Source organism: Stenotrophomonas sp. SrG, assembly GCF_050031795.1.
Classification (GTDB): Bacteria; Pseudomonadota; Gammaproteobacteria; order Xanthomonadales; family Xanthomonadaceae; genus Stenotrophomonas; species Stenotrophomonas rhizophila_A.
On record NZ_JBNBBE010001865.1, the window covers coordinates 1 to 229 of the forward strand.

General features: G+C 72.9%; 1 protein-coding gene. It reads left to right on the forward strand.

What is annotated here, in order from left to right; translation table 11 throughout:
* Window positions 1–229, forward strand: a 229-nt coding sequence (locus ACQG3P_RS25655; RefSeq protein ID WP_426806617.1) for a hypothetical protein, incomplete at both ends; no start/stop codon positions are given.

The following is a 229-nucleotide window of genomic DNA, read 5'->3' on the forward strand; positions in this document are numbered from 1 at the left end:
CACCCCGCCACGCGGCAGGCCGGGCTGGCAGAAGCGCAGGCGGCGCCGCAACCGGGCACCGCTACCCTGCGGCGCGCGGGGCACACCATGACTGGTGCCTTCGCGATGACCGACGTGCCGGAAATCACCGCAGTCACCGGTAACGCCGAGAGCATCATCAAGCGCTCGCTGGCGGCCGATGCGCTGCCGGGCACCGAAGGCGTCGAGGCACTGGCCGCTGCCGCCGTTG